The sequence below is a fragment of the Caballeronia sp. EK genome (assembly GCF_014384845.1).
Lineage (GTDB): Bacteria > Pseudomonadota > Gammaproteobacteria > Burkholderiales > Burkholderiaceae > Caballeronia > Caballeronia jiangsuensis.
In genome coordinates this window covers 1-24,137 of record NZ_JACSUE010000028.1, presented here as the reverse complement: position 1 = coordinate 24,137, position 24,137 = coordinate 1, and the positions used below count along the sequence as shown (strand labels likewise).

The 24,137-nt window shown below is 61.7% G+C and carries 17 protein-coding genes and 1 pseudogene; 13 read left to right on the top strand and 5 right to left on the bottom strand.

The window, feature by feature from the left end; all coding sequences use genetic code 11:
- Positions 1 to 12 precede the first annotated feature (12 nt).
- Both IAG25_RS38605 and IAG25_RS38600 read right to left on the bottom strand, forming a co-directional pair.
- Positions 13 to 2,324, bottom strand: a pseudogene (locus IAG25_RS38605) (FdhF/YdeP family oxidoreductase).
- An 802-nt stretch (positions 2,325 to 3,126) separates the two neighbouring features.
- Entirely contained in the window at positions 3,127 to 4,284 is a 1,158-nt protein-coding gene (locus IAG25_RS38600) for a YihY/virulence factor BrkB family protein (protein ID WP_187609542.1), read from the bottom strand.
- A gap of 320 nt (positions 4,285 to 4,604) precedes the next feature.
- On the opposite strand from IAG25_RS38600, the gene IAG25_RS38595 reads away from it, so the two are divergent.
- From IAG25_RS38595 to IAG25_RS38535, 13 genes are all read left to right on the top strand, one after another.
- Positions 4,605 to 5,480, top strand: coding sequence for a manganese catalase family protein (locus IAG25_RS38595; RefSeq protein WP_187609541.1), 876 nt, complete (start codon positions 4,605 to 4,607; stop codon positions 5,478 to 5,480).
- Positions 5,481 to 5,593: 113 nt separating this feature from the next.
- The gene (locus IAG25_RS38590; RefSeq protein WP_309244016.1) at positions 5,594 to 6,103 is read left to right on the top strand and encodes a response regulator; all 510 of its coding nucleotides are present in this window, start codon (positions 5,594 to 5,596) and stop codon (positions 6,101 to 6,103) included.
- 264 nt (positions 6,104 to 6,367) lie between these two features.
- Complete coding sequence (locus IAG25_RS38585; protein WP_187609540.1) at positions 6,368 to 7,537, top strand: zinc-dependent alcohol dehydrogenase; 1,170 nt, start codon at positions 6,368 to 6,370, stop codon at positions 7,535 to 7,537.
- Between the two features lie 234 nt (positions 7,538 to 7,771).
- Entirely contained in the window at positions 7,772 to 8,035 is a 264-nt protein-coding gene (locus tag IAG25_RS38580; RefSeq protein ID WP_187609539.1) for a hypothetical protein, read from the top strand.
- A 244-nt stretch (positions 8,036 to 8,279) separates the two neighbouring features.
- The gene (locus IAG25_RS38575; protein ID WP_187609538.1) at positions 8,280 to 9,230 is read left to right on the top strand and encodes a glycosyltransferase family 2 protein; all 951 of its coding nucleotides are present in this window, start codon (positions 8,280 to 8,282) and stop codon (positions 9,228 to 9,230) included.
- A 184-nt stretch (positions 9,231 to 9,414) separates the two neighbouring features.
- Positions 9,415 to 10,686, top strand: a complete 1,272-nt coding sequence (locus IAG25_RS38570) for a glycosyltransferase family 4 protein (RefSeq protein WP_187609537.1) — start codon at positions 9,415 to 9,417, stop codon at positions 10,684 to 10,686.
- Entirely contained in the window at positions 10,683 to 11,270 is a 588-nt protein-coding gene (locus IAG25_RS38565; RefSeq protein ID WP_187609536.1) for a D-glycero-alpha-D-manno-heptose-1,7-bisphosphate 7-phosphatase, read from the top strand. The genes IAG25_RS38570 and IAG25_RS38565 overlap by 4 nt, the downstream gene beginning before the upstream one ends.
- Positions 11,267 to 12,442, top strand: a complete 1,176-nt coding sequence (locus IAG25_RS38560) for a glycosyltransferase family 9 protein (RefSeq protein WP_187609535.1) — start codon at positions 11,267 to 11,269, stop codon at positions 12,440 to 12,442. The genes IAG25_RS38565 and IAG25_RS38560 overlap by 4 nt, the downstream gene beginning before the upstream one ends.
- Before the next feature lie 2 nt (positions 12,443 to 12,444).
- Positions 12,445 to 14,190: a carbamoyltransferase family protein gene (locus tag IAG25_RS38555; RefSeq protein WP_187609534.1), complete on the top strand. Its 1,746-nt coding sequence runs from the start codon at positions 12,445 to 12,447 to the stop codon at positions 14,188 to 14,190.
- Positions 14,187 to 15,233 carry a glycosyltransferase gene (locus IAG25_RS38550; protein WP_187609533.1) on the top strand — a complete coding sequence of 349 codons (1,047 nt, stop codon included), beginning with the start codon at positions 14,187 to 14,189 and terminating at the stop codon, positions 15,231 to 15,233. Before IAG25_RS38555 ends, IAG25_RS38550 begins: the two co-directional genes overlap by 4 nt.
- On the top strand, positions 15,230 to 16,288 hold the full coding sequence (locus tag IAG25_RS38545; RefSeq protein ID WP_187609532.1) for a glycosyltransferase family 9 protein: 1,059 nt from the start codon (positions 15,230 to 15,232) through the stop codon (positions 16,286 to 16,288). The genes IAG25_RS38550 and IAG25_RS38545 overlap by 4 nt, the downstream gene beginning before the upstream one ends.
- Complete coding sequence (locus IAG25_RS38540) at positions 16,275 to 17,234, top strand: glycosyltransferase family 4 protein (protein WP_187609531.1); 960 nt, start codon at positions 16,275 to 16,277, stop codon at positions 17,232 to 17,234. The genes IAG25_RS38545 and IAG25_RS38540 overlap by 14 nt, the downstream gene beginning before the upstream one ends.
- 27 nt (positions 17,235 to 17,261) lie before the next feature.
- Positions 17,262 to 18,242, top strand: a complete 981-nt coding sequence (locus IAG25_RS38535; protein ID WP_045462531.1) for a UDP-glucuronic acid decarboxylase family protein — start codon at positions 17,262 to 17,264, stop codon at positions 18,240 to 18,242.
- Here the strand turns inward: IAG25_RS38535 and IAG25_RS38530 are convergent.
- From IAG25_RS38530 to IAG25_RS38515, 3 genes are all read right to left on the bottom strand, one after another.
- Positions 18,239 to 20,884 (bottom strand): ATP-binding cassette domain-containing protein, encoded by a 2,646-nt coding sequence (locus tag IAG25_RS38530; RefSeq protein WP_309244015.1) that lies wholly within the window; start codon positions 20,882 to 20,884, stop codon positions 18,239 to 18,241. The two genes, IAG25_RS38535 and IAG25_RS38530, sit on opposite strands and share 4 nt — an antisense overlap.
- A gap of 386 nt (positions 20,885 to 21,270) precedes the next feature.
- Positions 21,271 to 23,052, bottom strand: coding sequence for a RecQ family ATP-dependent DNA helicase (locus IAG25_RS38520; protein WP_255504305.1), 1,782 nt, complete (start codon positions 23,050 to 23,052; stop codon positions 21,271 to 21,273).
- Positions 23,053 to 23,150: 98 nt separating this feature from the next.
- On the bottom strand, positions 23,151 to 23,345 hold the full coding sequence (locus IAG25_RS38515) for a DUF2934 domain-containing protein (RefSeq protein ID WP_187609528.1): 195 nt from the start codon (positions 23,343 to 23,345) through the stop codon (positions 23,151 to 23,153).
- Positions 23,346 to 24,137: the final 792 nt, after the last annotated feature.

The window sequence follows — 24,137 nt, the reverse complement described above, 5'->3', positions numbered from 1 at the left end:
TTCTCGTCACGCTTAGCGCGGCCTTCCATTCACCTCGACGATCAGCACCGGAATCGACTTCGCGCCCGGCACCTTGCTTTCCTTGGCGCAGTGCCATAAAGGCAGGAGCGGATTGCACTCCGGGTAGTAGCCGGCGATGCATCCCTGCGGTATGTCGTAGGGCTGTACGCGCAGGCCTGCGACGCGTCGCTCGAAGCCATCGTCGACGATCGTGCGCAACGTGATGCGGTCGTTTTTCCTTAGACGGTGTTGCGTCATGTCGGCTTCGCACATGAAGATCACCATTCGGTCGCCGCTGATGCCGCGAAACCGGTCATCGAGACTATAGATCGTCGTGTTGAACTGGCTGTCGCTGCGCAGCGTCATGAGGCGCAATGACTGCGGCTCGCGCTCGGGCATATCGGGATCTTCGCCGAGCGTCTCGGGCACGAAGAACTCCGCCTTGCCGCTTTTCGTTTGCCACTGGCGTTCACGAGCGGGCAGATTGCGCGGGAAGCCGCCCGGCGTCCACATTCTCTTGTTGAAGTCGTGGAAGGTGTCGGGATAGGTTTTCGCGATCTCATCGCGCACCAGCGCGTAGTCGTTGCGCCAGCGATCCCAGTCCACCGTCGAGCGTCGCCGAGCGTGTGCTTCGCCAGTTCCGCGACGATATACGGCTCCGAGCGCGCATCGTGCGAAGCAGGCTCTGCCACGCCGCGCGAACCGTGAATGCAACCGGTGCTGTCTTCCATCGACACCGCCTGCGCGCCGCTTGCCTGCGTATCGATTTCGATCCGGCTCAGGCACGGCAGAATGTACGACTTCTCGCCATGCACGAGATGACTGCGATTGAGTTTCGTCGCGATATTGACCGTGAGTTTCAGATTGCGCCATGCCGGCTCGATGCGCATGCGGTCCGGCACCGAACGCACGAGATTGCCGCCGAGATTGATGACCGCGCTGACCTTGCCGTCGAGCATTGCCTCGAAAGTCTCGACGATGTTCATGCCCTTCTCGCGAGGCGGCTCGAATCCGAACTGGCTTGCGAGCTTGTCGAGCGGCGCGAGTTCCGGCTTCTCGGTGATGCCCACCGTGCGTTGACCCTGCACGTTCGAATGCCCGCGCACCGGAGACGGCCCCGCGCCCGGCCTGCCGACATTGCCGCGCAGAAAGAGCAGATTGCATAGCATGCGCACGTTCTGCACGCCTTGCCTGTGCTGCGTGATGCCCATGCCGTAATGCGCCATCACCGCGTTCGCGCGCATGTATCCCGCAGCGGCGGCTTCGAGGTCCGCGCGCGGCAGTCCTGAGACGCGTTCGATCTCGCTCCACGACGCGGCGCGCACATAGTTCGCGAAGGCTTCGAATCCCACGGTGTGTGTTTCGATGAAATCGACATCGAGCACGCGCGGCTCGCCGCGTTCCCGGGCGCGATCGTCGGCGTCGATGACGATCTTGCAGATGCCGAGCAACGCCGCCGTGTCGCCGCCTGTCTTCACCTGATGATATTGCGTGCTGATCAGCGTATGCGCGGGCGTCATCATCTCGACCGGCGATTGTGGATTGCTGAACTTCAACAAGCCCGGCTCGCGCAACGGATTGAACGTGATGATCGGCACGCCGCGCTTTCTGGCTTCCTGTAGCGGATGCAGCATACGCGGACTATTGGTGCCGACGTTCTGGCCGAAGAAGAACATGAGATCGGTCTTCTCGAAGTCTTCGAGTCTCACGGTGCCGACACCCACGCCGATCGCTTCCTTCAGTCCAACGCTCGTGCTCTCGTGACACATGTTCGAGCTGTCGGGCAGATTGTTGGTGCCGTACATGCGTGCAAAAAGCTGGTACATGTACGACGTTTCCAGCGATGCGCGACCGGATGCATAGAACGCGACCCGCTTCGGATCGAACGTGCGCAACTCGCGGCCGATGTCCTCGAAGGCTTCTTCCCAGCTGACGCTCACGTACTTGTCGGTGACGGCGTCATAGCGCAACGGCGCGGTGAGACGCCCGGCGTCTTCGAGATCGTGATCGTGCCACGCGCAGAGTTCCGTCACCGTGTGGAGCTCGAAGAACTGCGGCGTCATGCGCTTCGCGGTGAGATCCCACGCGGTCGCCTTCGCCCCGCTTTCGCAGAATTCGAAGGTGTGCGGATCGGCGGGCTTCGCCCACGAGCAGCTCACGCACGCAAAGCCTTCGGGCTTGTTCTGTTTGAGAAGCACCGTGCTGACCTTGAGCGGCGCCTTCGCGTGAATAACTGCACCCGCGACCGCTCTCAACGATCCCCATCCACCCGATGAATACGGATACGTCGCGTCCTTGCGGTCAGCGTTGTCTGATTCGGCCATATCTTTGCCCCGCACGCTTGCCAATTTGCCTCATGCGCAAGCAAGCCGCGTACCCCTTTTAGCACGGCCTACAAAGCAAGCTGCCCGCGTTGTATCCGCGCGGCTAGTCCTGTTTATGCAATCGCCCCCGTGTGCGTGGCTATCGTGACGGGGTCGCGGATACGTCGCCGATCATGTCGGCCCTTATTCAGGATCGCGCACAAATATCGCTTATGCGCTTTGACCGCGGCGCCGCTGACCTCCCGGCTAAGGGAGTGGGACGTGCTCGAAGAAGCATTCGGGTTCCTCGCGATCAAAGGGATCGCCCGCCTGCCCCTTTCGGGCGCGAATGGTCTAGCTCGATGGCGCTGCCTACCCCGTCATGCTGCTGGGGCTCGCACTGTGTACAAGCCCGACCTTCGACGCCGGCCTGTCGTGGACCTTCGCGGCGTCCGTTGCTTGGGGCATCGTCAGTGGCTCGGCATCGGTTGGGCGTTCGGTGCGGGCGTCGTTAATCCTCACGACTAGGCTACGCGAATGCTCTACATCTGAAGTTCAACTTCGCGCCACGCTAATTGCGGCTACAGGCAGTAATTGCGGAGCCCGCGTTGACGGTCGGCTCCGCCGGGTCATCGAAGTGTTCTTGCGCTTGCCTCTCCTTGCCGAGCGCGGCCCCACTCTTTCAAGCGTTTTGACCTCGTCCGTGAACGTGAGCGCCTTCTCAAATCGCCAGGAGTTAATTACCGGCGACGAAACGATTGTACCTAAGACATTGCGTTTCTCGCCTCGGCAGCTCCGCTGCATAGTTGCGGCGGAAATGCGGTCAGCTCCGTCGTCTCGTGTCATCGGGATGTGCGCCCTTCATGAACATGAAGAGGCTCGCGCCCGCCGCTGCGATCGCGAAGCGCCTCGGATTCGCCTTCACTGCATCGATAGCCTTTGCGATCACTCGCGATCCGATTGGCGCAACGCGCGGGCCGGCTTGCACCGCGGGTGTGGACACGATCGCATGTGCGGCAATGAGAGCGGCGTGCGCACGCGCGTCCGCGGGCACCTTCATCGGCGCCGCACGAGGCGCACGCTCCTCGCGGGATGCCTGCGCTTCGCCATCCGTCGCTTCGCCTTGCCTCACCCCCCCTTCTCGGGCTTCGACTCTCGTTGCAGCGGCTTCGGCGCCGAGCAGTATGACGGCGGCAGCGAAATACAGCCACATCAAAAGCACGGCGAGCGAGCCAGCCGCGCCGAACGCGCTCGCCGTGCCAGCGTGCGTGAGATACAAAGCGAACAGCTTCTTGCCGACGGAAAACAGCACCGCGGAGATGACACCGCCCACGAGCGCATCGCGCCACGGTACGTGGCCGTCCGGAAGATACTTCAACAGCGCGGCGAATGCGCCCGAAAGAATCACCAGGCCGAGCAAGAGCTGCACGATATCGCCGATGACGACGAGCGGCGAATCACCGAACACCCACTTGCCCGCGGCCTGCACGGCGGTGTCCAGCACGAGCGACACGATCAGCAGGAAGGCGACGCCCATGACGAGGCCGAACGAGATCAGCCGCACCTTAACGAGCGTGGCGACCCCCGACTTCCGTTCATTGGGCGTCGGCCAGATGATGGAAAGCGCAGTGTTCAAAGACGAGAACGTCGCGGACGCGCCCACGGCCAGCAACACGAACGAAATCACGGCCGCGATGCCGCTGCCTCCGCTCCGATGCGCATGCGAGACAATTGTCTGGACGCTCTCGGCGGCGTCCTTCCCAAGCATGCCGCTAATCTGATGAAAAAGCTGCCCGCGAGCGGCCTCTGCACCGAACACGAGGCCTGCGGCAGCGATCACCATAACGAGCGTCGGCGCCAGCGAAAAGGCAGAATAAAACGCAATGCTCGCGGCCATCGGTGCGGCGCGATCAGCGCCAAAACGTTTGAACGTGCGTGCGGGCCATGCGAAGGTTCGGCCCATAAGCGATTTGACGTTCATGATTTTCCCCGTTGTCAATGCGCTGAGTTGTAAGCATCGAAGATGCCCGCCTCCGGACGACCGTGGAATCGCATGGCACACGCGTTGCTGATTCCCATTCAGGCCGAGGCGAGGAATTCGATCCGGATAGTGGCCCTTCATTCAACACGCGGCTTCCCTCCGCGATACGCCAGTGCGATTGCTTAGCACTGAGGCTCGCAGCAGCGTGACCGTAAGCGACGCTTTGGGGTCCTCTTGGTCGCTGCGAGCTAAACCGTTCAACTTGATGATTCGCGCTGAGCCCGTGACGGGTTTCATGCGCTCGAAGAGGAGTCGTCCAAATGTTCGTTCATAACAAGCGTCTGCAATACACCGTGCGCGTGAGCGCTCCCAATCCGGGTCTTGCCAATCTGCTGCTCGAGCAGTTCGGCGGTCCGCAGGGCGAACTGGCAGCCGCATGCCGGTACTTCACGCAAGCCGTCGGAGAAGATGATCCGGGCCGCAAAGACCTGTTGTTCGATATCGCCACCGAGGAACTCAGTCATCTCGAAATAATCGGCTCGATCGTCGCGATGCTGAACAAGGGCGCAAAAGGCCAGCTCGCGGAAGCCGTGGAATCGGAAGCCGAGTTGTATCGTTCACTCACCGGCGGCGGCAACGATTCGCACACCACCGCGCTGCTCTATGGCGGCGGCCCTGCACTCACGAACTCTGCAGGCGTGCCTTGGACCGCTGCTTATATCGACACCATAGGAGAGCCGACTGCCGACCTGCGCTCCAACATCGCCGCGGAGGCACGCGCGAAGATCGTCTACGAACGCCTCATTAACGTAACGGACGATCCGGGCATCAAGGAAGCGCTGGGCTTCCTCATGACGCGCGAAATCGCGCATCAGAAGTCGTTCGAAAAGGCGCTGCACTCGATTCAGCCAAACTTCCCGCAAGGCAAGCTGCCGGGGAAACCGGAGTTCACAAGCGTCTACTTCAACTTGTCGAAAGGAAATGACGCGCGCGGTCCCTGGAACGAGGGCGGCGACTGGGAGTTCGTCGACGACCCGCAACCGGCCGTCGACGGCGGAGACGGCACGGCCACCGTGACCGTGACCGAACGGGACGTGGAGGTGCTGCAGGCGATGGCATCGCGCACGGCTTCGGATCCATCGGCCGAGCCGACCACCGGAGCCGATCTGGGCGCAGGAAAAGCCACCGAGGTGTAAGACTGACCGGCGCTGCTGCATATCGGGGCAGCGTCGGCCGAGTCGCTATCTTAATCCGGCGGATGCTCGATCGAAGATCCTTGGAAAAGCGCCACAGCCGAAACTAGCCACACGTGTTGGTAGCCACACCTGTAACCCGTCCCGCGATAACCGTTCTGCGGAGCGCCACGATCATCATGAGTGCCGCGAACGTCCACCTGATACCCAAATGCGCGATCTGGACGCGCAGAAAAAAGCCGGTGTCTGACACGCCGCGCGTGCTCGTCGTTGACGACTACGCGGATACGGCCGACGCCATCAGCATGGTGCTGGCCATCTGCGGCTTCGACGCCCATGCGGTCTACGGCGGCCGCGCCGCGATCGACGCGACCGCGCGATTGAAGCCCGAACTCGTCCTACTCGATATCTGGATGCCCGGCATGTCGGGGCTGGAAGTCGCAGCGCACCTTCGTGCGGACGAGAACACCTCTGAGATCATCCTGATCGCGCATTCTGCTGCGGCGAGCGAGTCCGATATGCAGCGCGCGAAGTACGCGGGATTTGACGCATTTTGCGCGAAGCCGACGGATGCAACGGACTTTGCGCCATTACTGCGTCACTTCTTGCCTGGATCCGTCGCGTGACGTCATTGAGCAAGAATTCGCGTTTCCCGCTTGAGAACCCGCCTGCTCCAGCGATAGCGGGGTCAGCGAATAGTGGCTCAACGGTCGACACCTACCGGCCATGACGTCACGTTTGAGGACGGTGTTCACGTCAGTTTGTACTCGCGTTCAAACTAGTAGCGCAACGCGGCACCGCCGACGCGCAAGGACGAAAGAGCGAAATGGGCGTAAGCGGTACGTGCATTGCTGAGTTGAAGCACCGCTCACGCTCAAGGGATGCAGACCATGAAAGCGCTCATCTGGCAAGGCAAGAAAGACATCCGCTACGAGACGGTGCCCGACCCGCGCATCGAACATCCGCGCGACGCCATTATCAAGGTCTCGACGTGCGCAATTTGCGGTTCGGACCTACACCTATTCGATGGCTTCATGCCCGGCATGAAGTCTGGCGACGTGATGGGGCACGAATTTATGGGCGAAGTCGTCGAGGTCGGCAGCGAGAATTCAGCGCTCAAAATTGGCGAGCGCGTGGTTGTGCCGTTCACCATCATCTGCGGCGAGTGCGATCAGTGCAGGCGCGGCAACTTCTCTGTGTGCGAGTGCAGCAACCGCAACAAGGACGATGCAGAGAAGCTCTTCGGCCACACGACGGCGGGCCTTTTCGGCTATACGCACCTTACGGGCGGTTACCCTGGCGGACAGGCGGAATATGTGCGCGTGCCGTTTGCGGACAAGACCCACGTCAAGATCCCCGAGGGCCTAAGCGACGAGCAGGTGCTCTTTCTCGGCGACATCTTTCCGACCGGCTGGCAGGCGGCCGTGCAATGCGAGATCGAACCGACCGACACGGTCGCAATCTGGGGCGCAGGCCCTGTCGGACAGATGGCCGTGCGCAGCGCCCTTCTGCTCGGGGCGAAGCAGGTCGTCGTGATCGATCGTGTGCCTGAACGATTGGCGATGGCGCGCGCCGCTGGCGCTATCACGATCGACTTCAAGGAAGAAAGTGTGCTCGATCGCCTCAAGGAACTTACACAGGGCAAGGGCCCCGAAAAGTGCATCGATGCCGTTGGCATGGAGTCGCATGCGACGCGTTCCTTCGATGCGCTTTACGATCGCGCGAAGCAGGCTGTGATGCTTGAGACCGACCGACCACATGTGTTGCGCGAGATGATCTATGTGTGCCGTCCGGCGGGCACGCTCTCAGTGCCCGGCGTCTACGGCGGGCTGATCGACAAGATCCCGTTTGGCGCGGCCATGAACAAGGGGCTTACGTGGCGGATGGGCCAGACGCACGTGAATCGCTGGACCGACGACCTGCTGCGCCGCATCCAGGAAGGCCAGATCGATCCGTCCTTCGTCATCACCCACCGTGTTTCGCTCGCCGATGGGCCTGAAATGTATAAGACATTCCGTGACAAGGAGGATGGCTGCATCAAGGTCGTGCTCAAGCCATGAAGGTCGCGTACCAGCGAGGCACGCCATTGCGCAACGCTGCTTAGCAAACCACCGACGCGACTCTCATGCTGGTGATTTCACCTCATCTCGACGACGCCGTCTTCAGCTGCGCTGCGGCGCTCGCGGCATCGCCCGGCGCGGTCGTCTGCCCGATCTCTGCAGGCGCGCCGCGCGAGGCGCTTGGGACCGACTGGGACACGCAATGCGGCTTCGCAAACGCGCACCAGGAGATGCATGCGCGCCGCGCCGAAGATGCCGCCGCGTTGGGGCACCCTCGACGCGCAGCCCCTTCATCTCGACCTTCTCGATTCCCAGTACGCGGGCGATGTCAGCACAACATCCGATGGAGTCGCCTCGGTGTTGTTCGGCGTGACCCGCACGAACGCGTTCCCGATACTTCTGATTCCGCTGGGTCTACTCCATTCCGATCATCGTCTCGTGCATGCCGCGTGCCAAAATGTGTGGCGCGCCGAACCCCATGCTGACGTGCATCGCTGACGAAGATGCGCTCTATCGGCGCATGAGCGGGCTCGTTCAAGCACGCCTTGACGAGTTGGCACAGGACGGCATGACCGCGACGCCCGTATCGGAGCCCCATCGGCACGGACGCGCTCGTACGCAACCTCGCTGCGAAGCAACGGGCGGTAAGTCGTTATGCGAGCCAGCTTCGGGCGTTCTGACCGAACGGGCTATGACGACGTCTTCGCACCCGAGCGTTTCTGGACACTTGAGCCCTCACGCCATGACCGCTGAACGAGACGTCCATTCCGACGAAAAGCCCGCGCGACTCACGGTCGTCGTACTGACTTATAACCGTTCCGACGAGGTTCACGACACCCTCGCAAAACTTGCCGCGCTGCCCGATCGCTTCGACATCGTGGTGGTAGACAATGCCTCCACGGACGGGACGGCCGCGCGGATCGCTGCCGCTTTTCCCTTCATTACGCTCGTCATCGCGCCGGCTAATCTCGGCGCAGCCGGGCGCAATCTCGGCGTCGCGCATGTCAGCACCGAATACGTCGCATTCTGCGACGACGACACCTGGTGGGACCCGGGCTCGCTCTCGCGCGCGGTCAAGATACTCGATGCCGCGCCGTGCGTTGCGGTGTTGAATGCCCGCATCCTGGTCGGCGCACTGGGCACGCCCGACGAGACCTGCGAACGCATGCGCGAAAGCCCGCTACTCAGCGAGGTAAAGCCGGCACCCGCCCTCATCGGTTATTTGGCGTGCGCGTGCGTATTTCGCACGGAAGTTTTCCGGCAAGTGGGCGGTTACGAGGCGAGGCTTTTTATTGGCGGAGAGGAAACGCTCGTTGCTCTGGATGTTTTATCGGCCGGTCACGAGATCATATACATAGACGAATTGATTGTTCACCACCACCCGTCTCCAATCCGAGACAGCGCGCAGCGCCGAAGAATCATGGCGCGCAATGCAGCGTGGGTGGCATGGATGCGTCTTCCGCTGGTCGAAGCGCTGCGGGAAACGCGCAACGCCTTTCGCATCATCCGCATGGAACACTCAACGTCCTCCGATTTACGTGTCTTCTTGGCAGGCATCGCATGGGCGCTAGGTAAGCGTCGGGTGATTCCGCAGCGCGTACAGGACATGCGCCAGCGCGTTCGCCAGGACGACGCCCGCCACGCGACAGAGATAAGCGAGTCAGCCTCTTTCCGTTCTACACACATCGAGTAAAAGCGCGCAGGCCGCCTCGTTCGTCCCAAACGATATTTGGTTCGTCTCTCAACGAACCGCAAATCGTTTCGTATATCTGACGACCTCCGCAACGAGTGGCACATCGAATGCTGAAAGCCCGTCGACTGATCCCCGCGATTGTGCACCCACGCACGCGCTATTGTGGATCGTGACAGGGGCTCCTATGAAAATCGCGCTGATCAGTGAACATGCCTCGCCGCTAGCGGTGGCGGGCGGTGTGGACAGTGGCGGACAGAACATTTATGTCGCGAACGTCGCGCGTCAACTGGTACGTATCGGTCACGATGTCGATATCTTCACGCGCCGTGATCGTTCCTTGTTACCACTCGTCTCCCGCTTCGACAACATCCGCGTGGTAAACGTACCGGCAGGGCCGCCCGTGCAGTTGCCCAAGGAGCAGCTGCTACCGTACATGGATGCGTTCGCGACCTTCATGATCGACTTCATCAAGAAGGAAGCGCAGCCTTATACGATCACGCATGCGAACTTCTTTATGTCCGGCATGGTTGGCTTGCGTATCAAAGATGCGTTAGGTATCCCGCTCGTCACCACGTTTCATGCGCTCGGCCGCGTGCGGCGACTGCATCAGGGCGAATCGGACGGCTTTCCTGATGCGCGCTTCGACATCGAGGACCAACTCGTAAGACGTTCCGATTCGGTGATTGCCGAATGCCCGCAGGATGAAAGCGACCTGCTTCATCTCTACGACGCAGATCCCGCGCGCATCGATCTGGTGCCATGCGGTTTCGACCGCGTCGAGTTCCATCCGATCGAAAAAGCGGTGGCGAGAGAACGCCTCGGCTGGCCGCAAGACCGCTTCATCGTGTTGCAGCTTGGGCGCATGGTGCCGCGCAAGGGCGTCGATAATGTGGTGCGCGCGCTAAGCGTATGCCGCGCTGAACACGGCGAAAGTGCCGAACTTTACGTGGTCGGCGGCAACTCCGACGAAGCCAACGAGATCGCGACGCCGGAGATCGTGCGTCTGCGTGGCATCGCGCGCGAAGTGGGCATTGAGAATCATGTGCACTTCGCCGGCCGTCATGGACGCGCCGAACTCAAGCACTTCTATAATGCGGCCGATGTGTTCGTGACGACCCCGTGGTACGAGCCCTTCGGCATCACACCGTTAGAGGCGATGGCGTGCGGCAGGCCGGTCATCGGCGCGGACGTGGGCGGCATCCGCTATTCGGTCGCCCACGGCGAGACGGGTCTGCTCGTCCCGCCGAAAGATCCGGCTGCGTTGGGGCAAGCGATTGCCATGCTCAAACGTGATCCGATGCTTGCGCGCCGCATGGGCGAAGCGGGCCTCGCGCGCGCCAACGCGATGTTCACCTGGTCGAGCGTCGCGCAAGCGCTGGCGGACGTCTACGCGCGCGTCAGCGGCGAGGAAGCGCAGACCGCAGCGCGTGCCGCAATGGGCGGAGCATCGCGATGACCCCGTTGTCATCGACACCGCGTGCCGCCATCTTCATCGACAAGGACGGCACTCTGCTCGAAGACGTGCCCTGGAACGTCGCTCCGCACATGATGCGTCTCGCGCCCGGTGCATTCGAAGCGCTACGTCTGTTCGCATCGCGTGGCGTGCCGCTTTTCGTCGTCAGCAATCAGAGCGGCGTGGCGCTGGGCAAGTTCGGACGTGATGCGCTCGATCGCGTCGAGATGCGTCTGCATGAAATCGCAGCGCAAGCGGGCGCCGAGTTCGAGGACATCTATTGGTGCCCGCATCATCCGCAAGGCATCGTGCCCGATTACACGCGGACCTGCGAATGCCGCAAGCCCGCGCCCGGCATGTTGCTGTGCGCGGCGCGCGAGCATCGCATCGATCTGTCGCGGAGCTGGTTCATCGGCGACATACTCAACGATGTCGAAGCGGGCACGCGCGCGGGTTGCCGCAGCGTGCTCATCGATAACGGCAACGAGACCGAATGGTTGCGCGGCGAGGGTCGCGAGCCGGATATCGTCGTAAAGGACATGCACGAGGCCGCGATAGCCATAGTCAGCGAGGAGCACCCGGCATGAAGCGCGATCCGTTGAGTCCATCGGCGTTATCGCCGGTCGTCGAGGCGCATGCGCGTAAGAGCGCGTCGAATCGGGCGCGCGAATGGGGCGCGGACGTGAAGCGGATTCTTTGCATCCGTCTCGACAATCTTGGAGATGTATTGATGACCACGCCCGCGCTGCACGCATTGCGCGCCGCGCAACCGGGGCGGCATCTGACCTTGCTCGCATCGCGCGCTGGCAAGGCGGCGGCGCCCTTCATCGATGCGATCGACGACGTAATCGAATACGACGCGCCGTGGGTCAAACAGGATGCGCCAATCGATGCTCTCGCGGACCTCGCGATGCGCGCGCGCCTCAATGCGGCGCATTTTGATGCGGCCGTCATCTTCAGCGTATATAGCCAGAATCCGCTGCCCGCCGCGATGCTGTGTCATCTCGCGGGCATTCCGCTGCGGCTCGCGCATTGTCGCGAGAACCCTTATGGCCTCTTGACGGACTGGGTGCAGGAAACCGAACCGCAGCAACGCACCCGGCATGAAGTGGAACGTCAGCTCGCGCTCGTCGCGCAAGTCGGCGCGCGTACGGCGGATACGCGTATGCGCTTTGCCGTGCGACCCGAAGATGCGGCTTCTCTCGATGAAAAGCTGCGCGCGCACGATGTCGATATGCATGCGCCCTTCATTGTCGTGCATCCGGGCGCGAGCGCCGCATCGCGACGATATCCGGTCGAGCGTTTCACCGACGTAATGAAGCGGTTGCATACGCAACTTCAATGGCCGATGCTTGTCACCGGTTCAGGCGGCGAAGGTGCGCTATGTCGCACTGCATGCGCTGCAGATTCCGGCGGGATAGATATGTCCGGCGCGCTCGAACTCGGTGAACTCGCTGCATTGATCGAGCGCGCGCGCGTGCTCGTATCGAATAACAGCGGGCCCGTGCATCTCGCATCGGCGCTCGGCACGCCCGTCGTCGATCTCTATGCCCTCACGAATCCACAGCACATGCCGTGGCGAACGCCGCATCGCGTGCTCTACCACGACGTGCCTTGCCGCTGGTGCTACCGCAGCGTGTGCCCCGAGGGACACCACCAGTGCCTCGTCGGCGTCGGCGTGGATCAGGTCGTGTCGGCGGTGCTGGAACTGATCGAAGAACATCCATCGCACCTCAACTCTTCAATACAGGGCCGCTGAGCATGTACACCTTGGGAATCAATGCGGTTTATCACGACAGCGCGGCTGCGATCGTGAAAGATGGCGTCGTCCTTGCGGCGGCCGAGGACGAACGCTTCACGCACGTCAAGCATGCCAAGCGCCCGGTGCCGTTCTCGACATGGCAGCTTCCGTTCGATGCGATCGACTATTGCCTGAAGGAAGCGGGCATCGAACTGGCCGATATCGATCACGTCGCGTATTCGTACGATCCGCAGCTCTTTTCGGGCATGCCGAAGCACGTGAAGGCGAGTATCGCGTTGCCGATGATGCCGTCCGCGCAGCCCGGCGGCAATCCTTCCGAATCGCCGTGGGATCCGTTGTTTCTGAGCTATATCGTCAACGCGAAAGCGCAACTGCTCGACGGCGCGCCGCATCATCTGAAGCGGCGCTTCGCAAGCGGAGGACGCGCGCCGCGCTTTGCATGGCATCACGTCGATCATCATCTCTGCCATGAAGCGAGCGCTTTTCTCGCGGCACCTTTTGACGACACCGCCGTCCTCACGATGGACGGACGAGGCGAAGGCGTCACGACGAGTCTCGGGCAATTCGTGAACGGCGAGTACCAGCGGCTCAAGCAAGTCGAACTGCCGCATTCGCTCGGCTTGCTATACGAAGCCGTGACGGGCTATCTCGGCTTCCTGCATTCGTCGGACGAGTATAAGGTCATGGCGCTGGCATCGTTCGGCAAGCCCGCGTATGTCGACCAGTTTCGCGAGATCGTGAAATATCGGCACGACGGCAGCTATACCGTGGATGCGCCGCGCCTCGTCGAACGTTTCGGTCCGCCGCGCGAACGTGGCGGACCGCTCACGCAGCATCATTTCGATATCGCGCATTCGCTGCAAGAGGTGCTCGAGGAGACCGCCCTCGAACTTGCGAAGTGGCTGCACGAACGCACCGGCTTGCCGAATCTCGCGATGGCGGGCGGCGTCGCGCTCAACTGCGTGATGAACGCGCGCCTGCGCGATCGCGGACCGTTCGACGAAATGTGGGTGCAGCCCGCCGCCGGCGATGCAGGCACCGCGCTTGGCGCCGCGTTGTGGACGGACTATCGCGAGCGCGCAAAAGCGGGCGATCGCAGCCGCAAGTGGCGGATGGACCACGCCTATCTCGGCCCCGAATTCGGCGATGAAGAGATCGAAGCGTTTCTGAAATGGACACGCGCGCCTTATCGCGAGCTCACGAATATCGCTGAAGAAACCGCCGACCTTCTCGCGCAGAACCGCGTGATCGGCTGGTATCAGGGACGTACGGAATTCGGGCCGCGTGCGCTTGGAGCACGCTCGATTCTCGCGTCGCCCATCGATGCGTCGATGCAGGCACGGCTCAACGAAATCAAGGACCGCGAGGACTTTCGTCCGGTTGCGCCGGTCGTAATGGAAGAGCATGCGGCCGACTGGTTCGTCGATGCGCGCGTCGCACCGTTCATGCTGTTCGTGTTCGACGTGCGTGACGAAATGAAAGCACGCATACCGGCCGTCACGCATATCGACGGCACGGCGCGTGTGCAGACCGTCAATCGTGCGCAGCATGCGCTCTACTACGATCTGCTTGCCGCGTTCAAGGCGCGCACGGGCGTGCCGATACTCGTCAACACGTCGTTCAACACGCGCGGCGAGCCGATGGTCAACACGCCGCGCGATGCGCTCGAATCGTTCTGGACGTCACCGCTCGATGCGCTCGTGATCGGTTCGTTCCTCATCGAAAAGCCGGGAGCGCGCGCATGAGCACGTATGCCGGCCTTTTCGAAAACGCGGGTGCGACGGCTGCGCCCCTCCCGTCACGTGGCGATTTCGTCCCCCACGTGTCCGTGATCGTGCCGACCTATCGCCGTCCCGCGATGCTCGAACGCTGCGTGCGTGCCCTCGCCGCGCAAACGTATGATCCGTCGCGCTACGAAATCATCGTATGCGACGACGGACCCGACGAAGCAACGAAGGCATGCGTGCAGCGTCTTGCCACATCGCATGCCCAGAGCGGGCCGAAGATCCGATATGTGCCGGTGACGGCAACGCAAGGCCCGGCGGGCGCGCGCAACGCAGGCTGGCACGCATCGCTTGCAAGGCACATCGCGTTCACCGACGACGACACCATCCCCGATTCGCAATGGCTCGCAAACGGCATGCGCGCGCTCGATACTGGCGCGGACGCGGTATCCGGACGTATCGTCGTGCCGTTGCCGAAGCGTCCCACCGATTACGAACTAGACGCGGCCGGACTCGCGAACGCGGAGTTCGCGACCGCCAATGCGTTTGCGACGCGCGTTGCACTCGAACGCACGGGCGGATTCGATGCGCGTTATACATCCGCCTGGCGCGAAGACTCCGACCTGCAATTCGCGTTGATGCAGGCGGGACTCGTGGTCGCGCGCGCCGACGATGCGACGGTGCTGCATCCCGTGCGGTCCGCGCGCTGGGGCGTGAGCATTTCGCAGCAGAAGAAAAGCCAGTTCGATGCGCTGCTCTACAAAAAGCATCGCGCGCTATTTCGCGAGCGCATCCGGCGCCATCCGCCGCTTCTCTACTATGCGATGCTCGCGGCGCTCGTAGCCCTATTCATATCGCTGATGGCGAACGCAAGACATATCGCAATCGGCGCAGCCGCTGCATGGATCGCGATGACGATCTGGTTCTGCATGCAACGACTCAAGACAACTGCGCGGACGCCAGCGCATATCGCGGAGATGCTGTGCACGTCAGCGATCATTCCGTATCTGTCGATCTACTGGCGGATTCGCGGCGCGTTCAAGTTCAAGGTGTTCTTCCTATGAACGCCGAGCCGGTCGAGCGCATCGTCATCTTTCGCGCGCTGCAACTCGGCGACATGCTGTGCGCCGTGCCCGCATTGCGCGCATTGCGGCAGGCGTATCCGAAAGCGCACATCGCATTGATTGGCTTGCCGTGGGCCGCGCGTTTCGTCGAGCGATACAGGCATCTGCTCGATGAATTGATCGTGTTTCCTGGTGCGATCGGCTTTCCAGAGCAAAAGGAGACCGATGCGCATCTGCCCGCGTTTCTAGGCGCGTTGCGCGAGCGTCGCTTCGATCTTGCCATTCAGTTGCATGGCAGCGGCGGTGTCGCGAACGACATCGTCGAAGGGATGGGTGCGCGTTTGAACGCAGGCTTTCTGAAGCCCGATGAAGCCTTGCGCGAAGGCGTTTTCATGCCGTGGCCCGATGACCTGCCCGAACCCGGAAGATACACCGCCTTGATGGTACGTCTCGGCATCGAGGTCCGCACGCTCGATCTCGAGATTCCCGTGACCAAAGAAGACGCACGCGAATGCGATGCGCTTGTCGATGCCTTCGCGATAGAGTTGAACAAGTTCATCCTCGTTCATCCGGGTGCGCAGTTGCCTTCGCGTAGATGGCCCGTCGAACGCTTCGGTGAAGTGGCGCGCGCGCTATCGGATGCGGGCTGGCAAGTCGCCGTCACAGGCAGCGCGGCGGAAGCGCCGCTGACCGCACGCGTGACACGCGGTGCAGGCACGCATGCCATCGACCTCGCTGGACGTACGTCGCTTGGCGCGCTCGCTGCGCTCGTCGCGAAGGCGAGGCTCATCGTCTGCAACGACACGGGGCTTTCGCATGTGGCCGCTGCGATGCGCACGCCGAGTGTCGTGATCGCATCGGGAAGCGATACGCAACGCTGGGCGCCGCTCGACCGCGCGCGTCATTCAGTCCTCGCAGACTGGCCTGCGTGCCGGCCTTGTGCATTCCGCGAATGTCCATATCAACACGAATGCGCGCTGAACGTGAGTGTACAGAGCGTGCTCGATGTCGCGTTCGGACACCTCGAGGAGGCGCTTATTCATGCCCAAGACTAGTTCCCGACGCCTGCGCGTGCTTACCTGGCATATCCACGGCAATTATCTTTACTACTTGAGCCAAACGCCGCACGACTTCTATTTGGTGACGCGCCCCGGCTATCCGCCCGGATACGCGGGCAAGGCGGGCGCGTTGCCTTTCGGGGCGAACGTGCATGAAATGCCGGCGAGCGAAGTGCCGTCGCAGTCATTCGATGTGATCCTGTTTCAGCACAAACAGCAATGGGACGATGACCGCCTCAACCTTCTCACCGATGCGCAACGGCGCTTGCCGCGGGTCTATATCGAGCATGATCCACCGCAGGAAAATCCGTTCGAGCAGAAGCATTGGGTGCAGGAGCACGGCACACTGCTCGTGCATGTCACGCACTTCAACCGACTGATGTGGGATAGCGGCGACACGCCGACGCGCGTCATCGAGCATGGCGTCGTGGTGCCTAAGGACGTGCGCTACACCGGCGAGCTAGCGCGCGGCATCGCGGTGATCAATCATCTGCATCAACGAGGAAGGCGGCTCGGCAATGATGTCTATGCGCAGGCCGCCGCGTCCGTGCCGCTCGATCTCGTCGGCATGGATGCGCAGTCAGCCGGCGGCATCGGCGAGATCGGCAATCTGGAACTCGCGGCGTTCAGCGCGCGCTATCGTTTCTTCTTCAACCCGATTCGCTGGACGAGTCTCGGGCTTGCCATCGTCGAGGCGATGACGATCGGCATGCCGGTCATCGGACTTGCGACGACCGAACTCGCCACCGTGATCCACAACGGCGAGAACGGTTTCGTCCATACAGACACGCATGCGCTCATCGACGCAATGCAGCATCTGCTGCGCGATCCCGTTGAGGCGCGACGTCTTGGCGAAGGCGCACAACGGACTGCGCTCGAACGCTTTCACATCGCCCGCTTCGCCCACGACTGGGGCGAAGCGTTGCGCTACGTATGCAGCTAGCACGCATCATTACTGGAATATCTCGACATGAAAGAAGCTTATAGAAAGCGCATTCTGGTGACGGGTGGCGCGGGCTTTCTCGGCTCGCATCTGTGCGAGCGGCTGGTGGCGCAAGGCCATGACGTGTTATGCGTCGATAACTTTTACACCGGCACCAAGGACAACATCGCGCATCTATTCGATAGCCCCAACTTCGAACTGATGCGTCACGACGTGACCTTTCCGCTCTACGTGGAAGTCGATGAAATCTACAACCTCGCGTGCCCTGCTTCACCTATCCATTATCAACACGACCCGGTACAGACGACGAAGACGAGCGTGCACGGCGCGATCAACATGCTCGGTCTTGCCAAGCGCGTTCACGCGAAAATCTTTCAGGCTTCGACGAGCGAAGTCTATGGCGACGCGCACGTGCATCCGCAACAGGAAGCGTATTGGGGCAATGTGAATCCTATCGGGCCACGTTCGTGTTACGACGAAGGCAAGCGTTGCGCAGAAACGCTCTTCATGGATTATCGGCGGCAACATGGACTCTCGATCAAGATCGCGCGCATCTTCAATACGTACGGGCCGCGCATGCATCCGTCGGATGGCCGCGTGATTTCGAACTTCATGATGCAGGCGCTATCGGGCCAGCCGATCACAGTGTATGGCGAAGGCATGCAGACGCGCTCGTTCTGTTATGTCGACGACATGGTCGAGGCGTTCATCCGCCTCATGAATACGCCCGACGAGTTCACGGGTCCGATGAACCTCGGCAATCCGCACGAGCTGACGATGCTCGATGTCGCGCGGCGCATCATCGAGTTGACGGGATCGTCGTCGGACATCGTGTTCAAGCCTTTGCCGCTGGATGATCCGTGGCATCGTCAGCCGGACATTGCGCTGGCGCGCGACAAGCTCGGCTGGTCCCCGACGACGCCGCTCGATGAAGGGCTACGTCGCACGGCGCAGCATTTTCGGCAGGTTATCGAAGCCTCGGAATCGCGCGAGGCCCAGCGCGTTTAGATAGTCCGCGCTGTCACCGCGCTTATCGACGCAATCAGCTTCGGCGCGGGCACCGGTTTCGTCAGATGGGCCTGAAAGCCCGCCGCCTGCGCGCGCGAGCGCGCTTCGGCCTGTGTATGCCCCGTCAGCGCGATAGCGGGCATGCGTTCGCCAAGCGATGCGCCGCGACTCGCCTCTTCCTCACGAACGAGTCGCAAAACTTCATAGCCGTCCTGCTCGCCGCCCAAAACGATATCGCAGAGCAACACGTCGGGCCATTGCGCGCTCGGCAATGCGCGAAGCCTGGCTAACGCATCATCGCCCGATGCGCACAGGACCACATGCGCGCCGACTGACTCGAGCAGACCTTCAAGCGCGTCGCGCGCTTCTTCCTGATCGTCGAGCACCATCACCGTGACGCCCTTGAGCGCGTCGTCGTGCGAAGCTTCGGGAGCGGCCGTTTCGTCGAGCACCGGGCGTAAGGGCATCGTTGCGACATAGGCGACGTGCTTGTCGATGTAGCGCACCGCAAGGCTTCCGCCCGTCTCGGTCAATGCGTTCTCGAGACGCCGCACTTGCTGCTGCGAAAGATCGGCGGGATCGGGTCGCTGCCCCATCACCGTGAGACTGGCGTGATTGCCCTCGCGGAACACGCGCAACTCGATACGCTCGCTGCGCATCGCCGCGCTCATCTGCGCGCGGCACAGATCGGCGACGACCTGCTGCAACACGCTCGCATCGCCGGACACGCGCAAGCCCGGCTCGGCGATAACGGTATAAAGGTTCACGCCGCGCGCCGCGATCTCTTCATGCAGCGCATCGATGACGCCCGCGACGAGTGCATCGAGCCCGACCGCCTGCGCGGAGACCTTGCGCTGCGCATGCTCGAGCTCACCCTGCTGCCATTGCAGCGACCACATGCGCGCATACACGCCCTCGCGAGCGAGCAGTTCGTCATGCTGTCCCTGCTCGACGATACGCCCATGCTCCATCACGAGCGTCCAGTCGGCATCCACAACCGTCGAGAGGCGATGCGCGATGACGATCGACGTGCGTCCCTTCGCGAGACGATCCAGCTCGGTCTGGATCGCGCGTTCAGAACGCGTATCGAGCGCGGAGGTGGCTTCGTCGAACACTATGATGCGCGGGTCCTTCAAAATCGCGCGCGCGATCGCGATGCGTTGCCGTTCGCCACCCGAGAGCCGCACGCCGCGCTCGCCGACGCGCGTGTCGTAGTGATCCGGCAAGTGCTCGATGAAGCCATCGAGCTGTGCGGCGCGCGCGGCCTGTACGATCTCCGCGCGCGTCGCATCGGGGCGGCCATAAGCGATGTTGTAGGCGATCGTATCGTTGAAGAGGACCGTGTCCTGTGGCACGATGCCGATGGTCGCGCGCAGGCTGTTCTGCGTGACGTGCGCGAGGTCTTGTCCGTCGATCCGTATCGCGCCCGCGCTCGGCTCGTAGAGCCTGAAGAGCAGCTTCACGAGCGTCGACTTGCCCGAGCCGCTGCCCCCAACCACCGCGAGCTTCTTGCCCGGATGCGCGCGAAAATCGACATCGCGCACAATTTGCCGCGCCGGATCGTAACCGAACTCGACGTGATCGAACTCGATTTCGCCTGCTGTCACGATGAGCGGTTGCGCGCCGGTCTCGTCCACATCTTCACGCACGCGGCCGCGCGAGAGAAGAATCATGAACATGCGTTCGACGTTCACGATCGCGTCGTTGGTCTCGCGAAATACGAAGCCCAGCGTGTTGAGCGGGTTGCATACCTGCACGATATAGGCGTTCACCAGCACGAGATCGCCGACGCTCATCGTGCCCGCAACGACCTGTTGCGCCGCGCGCAGCATCACGGCCGCAATGCCGACGGCGATGATCGTGCTCTGTCCCACGTGCAGCAGGGTGAGCGCGCGTTGATTGGCGACCCGCGCATGCACCCATTCGTTTAGCACGCTCGTGAGCCGGTTCGTTTCGATGCGCTCGCTCGCGAAGAACTTGACGGTTTCATAGTTGAGCAGGCTATCGACGAGACGACTATCGGACTGGGCCTCAAGCCTGTTGACCGCGCGTTGAAAGCGCATGCGATAACGCGTGAAGATGAGCGTCCACACCGAATACAGCACAAACGTCACCGTAATGATCACCATGAATTCGATCGCGTAACTGCTCATCATCACGGCAACGACCGTGCTGATTTCAATCATCACCGGCACGATGGTGAAGAACGCAGTGCCGAGTAAAAAACCGACTCCGTCCGCACCTTTTTGCACGTCTCGCACGACCGCGCCGGTTTCGCGCTGCGCATGAAAGCGCGCGCCCAATGCATGAAGATGCGCGAACGTTCGCTCTGCAAACGACGCCACGGTCCGCTGAGTGACGATGCTGAAGACTACGTCGCGTGCTTCGTTCAGCACATCGCCGAGATAGCGCAACAAGACGTAGGCGAGAACCAGGAAGACGGGAAAGACGACGGTCGTTGCGGGATGACTGAACTCGTCGATGACGCGCTTAAGCATCAACGGAACCGACACGACCGCGAGCCGCGCGCTGATCATCAGGACAATGGCGGCGGCGGTCTGATAACGCCACGCCCACACCTCGCGCCACAGGTCGGCAACGATGCGGCGGCGCACGCGCGTGCGCTCGGCATCGGAGGACACGCCCGGCGTCACTCCTTCCGGTCCTTGCGCTTACGGGCGTCATGTGTTGACGATGCGCCCTGGGCGCCGTTCTTTTTCTGAACGCGCTGTTCCTCGATGCGGCTTAACGTGGCAGGGTCCGTTCCGGATTGTCCGGCAGCGCCCGCACCGCCCGCGACGCCGGTGGATTTGCCCGTATTGCCTTGCGATGACGTATTGCCCGGCGGCGCGCCAGTCTCCTGCGCCCATGCGCTTGTCACACATGTCATGCAGGCGCACGCGAATGCGACGATCGTTCGAAGTCGAAGATTGCGATTCATCTGGCCCTTCCGTTTGCGCGAGTGCTTCGATATTCTAGTCGTCAACAGTCATGCGCGCGCCAGAATGCGTTATCCCATTGGCGGGCTTCACGATGACATGGCGCGGCTTCGTTTAAGATATCGCGCGATGAACGTGCGCGTTTCGTCGCGAGCGAAACGCACGGCCACGCTTTCGCCGCTGACCATTTCGACGATACCTTCGCCATAGCGACGCACGACGACTCGTTCGCCTCGTTCGAATGTTGGCACCGCGCGCTTGGGCTTCGTCTCTTCTTTCTTACGGGCGTGTTCGAGAAGCTCGCGCGGGCTCTCGATCACTTCCGGTGGATGCAGGCAGTTATCGCATACGCCACATGTCTTTCCGCCGAGTTCGTCATCGGGCGGGGCGTAATGTACGTCCGATGATGAGTCCGCGTTGTGCGCGAAGTAATCGAGCAAAATGCGCCAGCGACATTGAGCGCTTTGCGCATAACTGATCATCCGTTCCAGCACGGCCCGGTCTTGCTCGGCGCGCGCTACATAGGCGTGCGATGCATCGCCGAGTTTCGCGTCCGCCTTGCTGCCGTCCTCATCGATTAGCTTCATACCACCGTGGCGCGTGCGGCGCGTCATGCCGATATCGTGGAGGAGGGTTGCCGCGACGCGCAGCTTGTTCGCGCCCACGTCGGGCAATGCGTCACGCAGGCGCTCGAGCGGCTTCTCCAGCGTCTTGCTGCTCGTTTCGTTCGCGAGTTCACGCACGGTCCGCGCAACGCGTTCGATGGTCTGCGCACTCGGATAGCGGCCGCTCAGGAAAAACTGCTGCACCTGCTTGTCCTTCAGTTCGAAGAGCAACGTGCAGCGCGCCGGCTCGCCGTCGCGTCCGCCGCGGCCCGCTTCCTGATAGTACGCGTCGAGACTGCCGGGCATCTGTGCATGGATCACGAAGCGGATATCGGGCTTGTCGATGCCCATGCCGAACGCATTGGTCGCGACCATCACCCGCGCGCGGTCTTCCATGAAGGCGTCCTGGGACGCCGATCGCGCGCCCGCCGCGAGCTTGCCATGATAGCGCTCCGCTGCAACGCCCGCTTCGATCAGGGCCGCATGAAGCGCCTCGCATTCCCCGACAGTCGCACAATAGACGATGCCGCTGCCCTTCTCGCTGCACGTCAACTCTACGACCCGCTTGCGCTTATCCTCGAGGTTCGTCATTTGTTCGACGCCGAAACGCAAATTTTCGCGATAGACGCCTGTATGAATGACATTGGCTTGCCGCATCTGAAGCTCGCGCGTGATATCGGTCATGACCGCAGGCGTCGCGGTTGCGGTAAGTGCGAGTATTGGCGGGCGGCCCAACAACTTTATCGCCTGGATCAGTTCGACATACGCGGGACGAAAGTCGTGCCCCCACTGCGAAATGCAATGCGCCTCGTCGATGACGACGAGCGCGATCTCGGGTACATCCAGCGACTTGAGCTGCGCGACGAACTCCGGGTCGACAAGACGTTCCGGTGTAACGAACAGCATGCGCAGCGCGTGCCTGGCGAGCGCGTCCATTGCATCATGCAACTCGCTCGCGGACAGCGCGCTGTTGAGCACGGCATTCGCAATGCCGGCTTCGGTCAACTTCGTCGCCTGATCGCGCATGAGCGATATGAGCGGCGATACGATGAGCGTCATGCCTTCGAATTGCAGCGCGGGCAGTTGATAACATAGCGACTTGCCCGCACCGGTCGGCATGACCGCCAAGGTATCGTGCCCGTCCATCACGCTGCGGATGACGTCCTCCTGCCCTGCTCGCAGATTCGGAAATCCGAAAACCCGGCGCAATGCATTTTCCATTTCCCGGTCGAGCGCCTTGCGCACGGGCTTCATAGTCGGATGCATATGAGTCGATCGTTTGAGGTTGTATTTGGCGTGCACAGACGAACAGACGCGTTCCGCTCGCAATAGTGGCAGCGGAAGTCCGATTCTTACGATGTGTTTCACATTGTGCTTTCCGGTCGCTCAGTCCCGTCCGCGGTGGCATTGTTCGGAGGGACGCCTTTCGCGTCTTCTGCGCTGATCGACGCTATTGCCTGCTCCCAAAACTCTTCCGCGCGTCCCTCGGGGGAGCCCTCCCGCTCCCATATCTCATAGGCGCGGCGGCGAATGCGGTCTAGCTCTTTCTGTTCATCCATGACCATCTCCCAGTGATGCGGCAACGTCGCCGCCGGATCGGAGCTTGCACACTAATGGCGCAACCATCGTGCCGCGTGCGTTAGCGGCGCTCGTCTTTCCGAGAGAAGATCTTGGGGTTCAGGTTAGTGCGCTTGGCCGCGCTCTCGTTTTCGTGAGACTACTGCAACGCCCAATGCGACAGGCGAGCCTGCCCATCGAGTGACGGCGCTCGCAAACGCAACGAACGCCCGTGCGACGGGATGCGCCCCGGCGTTTCCCGGACTCGACGACGCGGGCGCGGTGTCCATCGCTCTGAATCGGGCAGTGCGTTTCGGTGAGTCTTATTCGAGGTCTTGAAAGAGGTCGTGCCGCGAATTTATTAACTGCAACTTTCGAAGGGAAACCGGAAACACCGGATTCACAAACTTGAGCGTCATCCGATCCGATTTCCTGGTCCCTGCATAGCGTGGCCGGGGGCGTCACCCCCCTCGTGTGCAGCAGCGATCACGCGCCGTACAAATAGTCCTTCGGACCTTTCGCATTCGCGTTGACCTCGCTGCGCACAACACCTTCGCGTGCGGCGTGCCGATGACGACTTAGAAGCTGTTGCAGAATTACGTTCAAGGCTTCTTAAGCTTGTTCCAGCAAATCAGCGCGCACGCGAGCGAAAGGAATGCCTCGTGAATATAGGCTCTTTTGAAAACGAAGTGGGTAATGGCTCTCAGCGGGCATGCGAGTTGAATGCGGAGAAGTCGAGTTTGCCAGCGATAAGAAACAGCACCGTTCGCATGGTTGCGAAGCGCGTGTAGCCA

Excerpts from the sequence above, each read along its gene's own strand:
- IAG25_RS38520 (WP_255504305.1), bottom strand. The coding sequence starts at position 23,052 with ATGCATCCGACTATGAAGCCCGTGCGCAAGGCGCTCGACCGGGAAATG.
- IAG25_RS38555 (WP_187609534.1), top strand. The coding sequence starts at position 12,445 with ATGTACACCTTGGGAATCAATGCGGTTTATCACGACAGCGCGGCTGCG.
- IAG25_RS38595 (WP_187609541.1), top strand. The coding sequence starts at position 4,605 with ATGTTCGTTCATAACAAGCGTCTGCAATACACCGTGCGCGTGAGCGCT.
- IAG25_RS38565 (WP_187609536.1), top strand. The coding sequence starts at position 10,683 with ATGACCCCGTTGTCATCGACACCGCGTGCCGCCATCTTCATCGACAAG.
- IAG25_RS38575 (WP_187609538.1), top strand. The coding sequence starts at position 8,280 with ATGACCGCTGAACGAGACGTCCATTCCGACGAAAAGCCCGCGCGACTC.
- IAG25_RS38515 (WP_187609528.1), bottom strand. The coding sequence starts at position 23,345 with ATGGATGAACAGAAAGAGCTAGACCGCATTCGCCGCCGCGCCTATGAG.
- IAG25_RS38600 (WP_187609542.1), bottom strand. The coding sequence starts at position 4,284 with ATGAACGTCAAATCGCTTATGGGCCGAACCTTCGCATGGCCCGCACGC.
- IAG25_RS38580 (WP_187609539.1), top strand. The coding sequence starts at position 7,772 with ATGCGCGCCGCGCCGAAGATGCCGCCGCGTTGGGGCACCCTCGACGCG.
- IAG25_RS38540 (WP_187609531.1), top strand. The coding sequence starts at position 16,275 with ATGCCCAAGACTAGTTCCCGACGCCTGCGCGTGCTTACCTGGCATATC.
- IAG25_RS38560 (WP_187609535.1), top strand. The coding sequence starts at position 11,267 with ATGAAGCGCGATCCGTTGAGTCCATCGGCGTTATCGCCGGTCGTCGAG.
- IAG25_RS38550 (WP_187609533.1), top strand. The coding sequence starts at position 14,187 with ATGAGCACGTATGCCGGCCTTTTCGAAAACGCGGGTGCGACGGCTGCG.
- IAG25_RS38535 (WP_045462531.1), top strand. The coding sequence starts at position 17,262 with ATGAAAGAAGCTTATAGAAAGCGCATTCTGGTGACGGGTGGCGCGGGC.
- IAG25_RS38545 (WP_187609532.1), top strand. The coding sequence starts at position 15,230 with ATGAACGCCGAGCCGGTCGAGCGCATCGTCATCTTTCGCGCGCTGCAA.
- IAG25_RS38585 (WP_187609540.1), top strand. The coding sequence starts at position 6,368 with ATGAAAGCGCTCATCTGGCAAGGCAAGAAAGACATCCGCTACGAGACG.
- IAG25_RS38570 (WP_187609537.1), top strand. The coding sequence starts at position 9,415 with ATGAAAATCGCGCTGATCAGTGAACATGCCTCGCCGCTAGCGGTGGCG.